Below are 4113 nucleotides of genomic sequence, written 5' to 3' on the forward strand. Positions count from 1 at the left end.
GCTGACCCGCCGTGCCGACGCAGACGCCAGCCAGTTCTACGACTATCTGCAGCAAGCGGCGGCGCGCACCATCTTCGAGCGTTACGGCTTCTCGTTGCCGGCGAGGTAAGCAGTTGATCGACTGGCAAGCGCTCTCGCTTTCGCTGCAACTGGCCACCGCCACCGCGCTGTTGTTGCTGCCTTTCGCCATCTGGCTGGCGCGTCTGCTGGCCTGGTCGCCGTTCCGCCATCAGGGCGCAGTCGAAGCGGCGATCCTGCTGCCGCTGGTGCTGCCGCCGACGGTTCTCGGCTACTACCTGCTGCTCGGCTTCGGTGGTGCTTCGCCACTCGGTCAGGCCTATCACGCGTTGACCGGGCGGGCGCTGGTGTTCAGTTTCGACGGCCTGCTCGCCGCCTCGCTGATCTTCAATTTGCCCTTCGCCGTGCAGCCGATGCAGCGTTCCTTCGCGGCGATCCCGCGCGAAGTTCGCGAAGCAGCCTGGGTCTCCGGCCTGTCGCGCTGGCAGACCTTCCTGCGCATCGAATTGCCGTTGGCCTGGCCGGGCATCGCCGCCGCGCTGGCGCTGACCTTCGCCCACACCCTCGGCGAGTTCGGCGTGGTGCTGATGGTCGGTGGCAGCCTGCCCGGCGAGACCAAGACCATCGCCATCGCCATCTACGATCAGGCGCAGGCGTTCAACGACTCGGCGGCGGCCGGCATGTCGGCCTTGCTGCTGGCCCTGTCATTCGTCGCCGTCATGCTGGTCAGCCGGCTCGGCCGATCGGTGCTGCGCCGATGAAGCTGGTCGCCCGCCTCGAACAGTCGGCACCGATCCCGCTGGCCGCCGACATCGCCTGCGACAGCGGCGAGCTGCTGGCGTTGGTCGGCCCCTCGGGCAGCGGCAAATCGACCATCCTGCGCTGCCTGGCGGGATTGCACCGGCCGGCGGCCGGCAGCGTGCGCTGCGGCGAAACGACGTGGTTCGACGCCAGCCGCGGCATCGATATCTCGCCGCAGCAGAGGCGGGTCGGCTTCGTTTTCCAGCATTACGCGCTGTTCCCGCATCTCAGTGCGCTGGCCAATGTGATGGTCGCCCTGCAGCATCTGCCCCTGAACGAGCGTGCCGAAACGGCGCGCCAGTGGCTGGCGCGCACCAAGCTCGAAGGTCTCGAGGCGCGGCGCCCGGCCGAGCTTTCCGGCGGCCAGCAGCAGCGGGTGGCGCTTGCCCGCGCGCTGGCGCGCGAGCCGCAGGTGCTGCTGCTCGACGAACCCTTTTCGGCGGTTGACCAGGTGACGCGGCGCAAGCTGCTGCGGCAACTGATCAAGCTGCGTCGCTCGCTGGACATCCCGATCGTTCTGGTTACCCACGACCTCGAGGAAGCCGCTGTGCTGGCCGATACCATGACCGTCCTGCATCACGGCCGCAGCTTGCAGAGCGCGCCGCCGGACGAACTCCTGGCGCGGCCGGCAAGCGCGTTGGTCGCGCGCCTGACCGACCAGCCGAACGTCTTCGTCGGCAAGGTGCTGGAGCAATCACCGGCGACCGACACGACACTGATCGACTGGCTCGGTCAGCCGCTACAGGCCACGCACCATGCCGATTTTGCTGTCGGCGACAGCGTTTGCTGGGTGCTGCCCGAGGCCGGGGTGATCCTGGTGCGTGAGCACCAGAACGATCGCGAAAACACGGTGAACGCCATCGTTCGCGAGCGACTCGCCTGGCGCGGACACGCAACGGTGACGGCACGCGTCGCCGGGCGCGGCGACGCCACCCTGTCGTTCGCCATCGGCGCCTCGGTGGCGCAGCGGCGCGGCATCGTCCCCGGCGCCAGCATTGCGTTGCAGTTGCAGAAGGCCGCCATCTGTCTTACGCCCGCCGATCCCGCAGCCGTTGCCCAGATCGTCACGCCGAGCGATGTCCAGCGATGATCAGTCGTCCGGCCGGAAAGAACATCCTGGCGCTTGTCTCTTCGCGGCCAAGAGGAGACGGTGGAGAAGGCTGCCGCAAGCAGCCATTGAAGCCGCGCGGGTGTATGCTTTCGACCTAGCCTGCGAATTGTCGACTGTCACGATTTCTTATCCTCTATGGACTCAGCGCACACATAGGGCGCAGAGCTCGCTACGGAAAGGCTTCCAGTGCTCCAAGCGACGTCGATTTCGGAAGCAGGCCCCAACGTTACGCAGAAAAACTCTCGCCATAAAACAAGGGCCTTCCAGTAACCCTACCCATGCCCAAGCGATCAAATACCTTTCAGCGGTTGGCGCTGCTTGTTCACGAGCGCCTCGGCGAGGGCTGGAAAGTCGACGAGTCCCACATGTTCACGGACCTCGTTACTGGTGAGCAGCGGGAAGTGGATATAGTCGCGCAAACTATGGTGGGAACATACCCAATATTTTTGTCGATTGAGTGCCGAGATCACTCACGCCCCGCAGACGTTCTTTGGATTGAAGGGGTCGCGAAGAAGCACGAACACTTGCCCACGTCGAAACTCGTACTCTGGTCGCGTAGTGGGTTTACCAAAGCCTCCGCTTTGAAGGCGCGGGCCCTCAAGATTGAGGCTATCTCGCAAGCTGAAGCGGCCCACGTAGATTGGGCGCGGCTAGCCCGCGAGTTGATCGGCGGGCAGGTACAGCATGTCACACCTAGCTACACCGCGTTCATCGACGTCAATCCGCAAGAAGGCGAACCTCGCCGCCTCGAACAGGTAGAAAACGCAGCTTTGTACAATGGTGATGGCACACAAGTCGGCACTGTGCAGGCCCTCATAAAGTTCATTGCTAACAACCATCAGACCCGCACGGTCGTTCTCGACCATACGAGCCCCGGTCCGGGAAACTTCTATGCCGAACTGGCGCCCCCAGCACCCTGGTTTACCGATCTTCCCGAAGGCGGTCAGGCGCAGATCCGAAGAATCGGGGTGAGCATTGAAACACTCACAGAGGAAGTTGCGCTCGATACGGCATCTGCTGTCAGTGAAGGCAAGGTAGTAACACTCGCTTCAGCAAAGCTGGCTGCCGGCACCCTTGAGTTGCTGGTTCAAGAATCACCCGATGGAACCTCTTCATTTCGCTCCACGCTCCTGCCGAGGAAGGCCTGACATGCCGCTCAACCTCCCTCCCTTCGGTCGCTGGACGCTGCGCCAAAACACGGTGCAGGTCACAGGTCATCGAGTGGGCCAGGTCTTTCTTCTTGCCTTCGTGATCAAGACCGATGGTATTTATGCGGGTAAAAGTAAAGACGTGTCCACCCCGCTTGGACTGCTCGAGCGCTGCGCGATAAAATCGCGCAGCGCCCCTGACCTTGAGCGTTGGGCGTCATGAGCATCGCTGACTTCGACCTTCAGAAGTTCCTAGACACGCCAATTGAAGCGTTCGATTTCAAATTCATGATTGGGGACGTGAAGGACTTCTTGGAGTTTTCGGAGAGCAACCTCGATTGGCAGTATCGCCGTGAGCTACAGGCCATCGCCCACGGCAAAGACTTTGACGATTTTCCACCTGGCTATCGTCACCATCTTGAGCAGAATGCTGAGCACCGATTCAAGGTCAGTCTGCCCCTCAGAGTCCGCTACGGCGCAGTCCTCGCGTTTACCACGTCCGTGGAGTGGGCCATCGCCTACTTGAACCAGTGCGCCGTCTCCCCCGTGCCCGCCCTTAAATACAGAACGAATCTCACAGTCAAGATTCTTCGAGATTTCTCTGCCCGAGCCTCCGTTGATGCAGGGGCGGTAATTGATGATTACGAGGCGCTCGTTAAAATCCGAAACTGCATTGCCCACTCTGCCGGGATCGTTGAGTCCTACCGCTACAAGATCGACCTCCCTGCGGCAATCTCTCGAATTGACGGCATCACCTTAGCGAACTGGCATCTCTTCGGCGATCAAGTCTGTATTGAAAAGGGAGCGCTTGAGCCGCACATAGACCGCGCGGCGGAACTTGTCGTTTCCTTGCATTCAGCGCTGCGCGAGAGAGGTCTTCTCAAATGACGCCCAACCCTGCGGTGCGGGGGCCGCTGCGCGATAAAGCTGCGCCCTGACCTTGAATGCCCGCCGCCAGCCAATGCGAAGGTCGCTTTTGCGTCGATAGCGGCCCGTCAATCGGCCAACGATCTCTCTACCATGCGAAGAAGTCTG

At 62.0% G+C, this 4113-nt stretch carries 5 protein-coding genes; all 5 read left to right on the forward strand.

Annotated features, from left to right (window positions below):
• The first annotated feature begins 116 nt into the window (after nucleotides 1–116).
• Nucleotides 117–779, forward strand: a complete 663-nt coding sequence (gene modB, locus RUW20_RS20610; protein ID WP_313954095.1) for a molybdate ABC transporter permease subunit — start codon at nucleotides 117–119, stop codon at nucleotides 777–779.
• The gene (locus tag RUW20_RS20615) at nucleotides 776–1909 is read left to right on the forward strand and encodes an ABC transporter ATP-binding protein (protein WP_313954091.1); all 1134 of its coding nucleotides are present in this window, start codon (nucleotides 776–778) and stop codon (nucleotides 1907–1909) included. Before modB ends, RUW20_RS20615 begins: the two co-directional genes overlap by 4 nt.
• Nucleotides 1910–2295: 386 nt before the next feature.
• The gene (locus RUW20_RS20620) at nucleotides 2296–3078 is read left to right on the forward strand and encodes a hypothetical protein (RefSeq protein ID WP_313954092.1); all 783 of its coding nucleotides are present in this window, start codon (nucleotides 2296–2298) and stop codon (nucleotides 3076–3078) included.
• Nucleotide 3079: 1 nt separating this feature from the next.
• Nucleotides 3080–3301 carry a hypothetical protein gene (locus RUW20_RS20625; protein WP_313954093.1) on the forward strand — a complete coding sequence of 74 codons (222 nt, stop codon included), beginning with the start codon at nucleotides 3080–3082 and terminating at the stop codon, nucleotides 3299–3301.
• Nucleotides 3298–3966: a hypothetical protein gene (locus RUW20_RS20630; RefSeq protein ID WP_313954094.1), complete on the forward strand. Its 669-nt coding sequence runs from the start codon at nucleotides 3298–3300 to the stop codon at nucleotides 3964–3966. The genes RUW20_RS20625 and RUW20_RS20630 overlap by 4 nt, the downstream gene beginning before the upstream one ends.
• Nucleotides 3967–4113 lie beyond the last annotated feature (147 nt).

It is taken from the genome of Accumulibacter sp. (assembly GCF_032229525.1).
Lineage (GTDB): Bacteria > Pseudomonadota > Gammaproteobacteria > Burkholderiales > Rhodocyclaceae > Accumulibacter.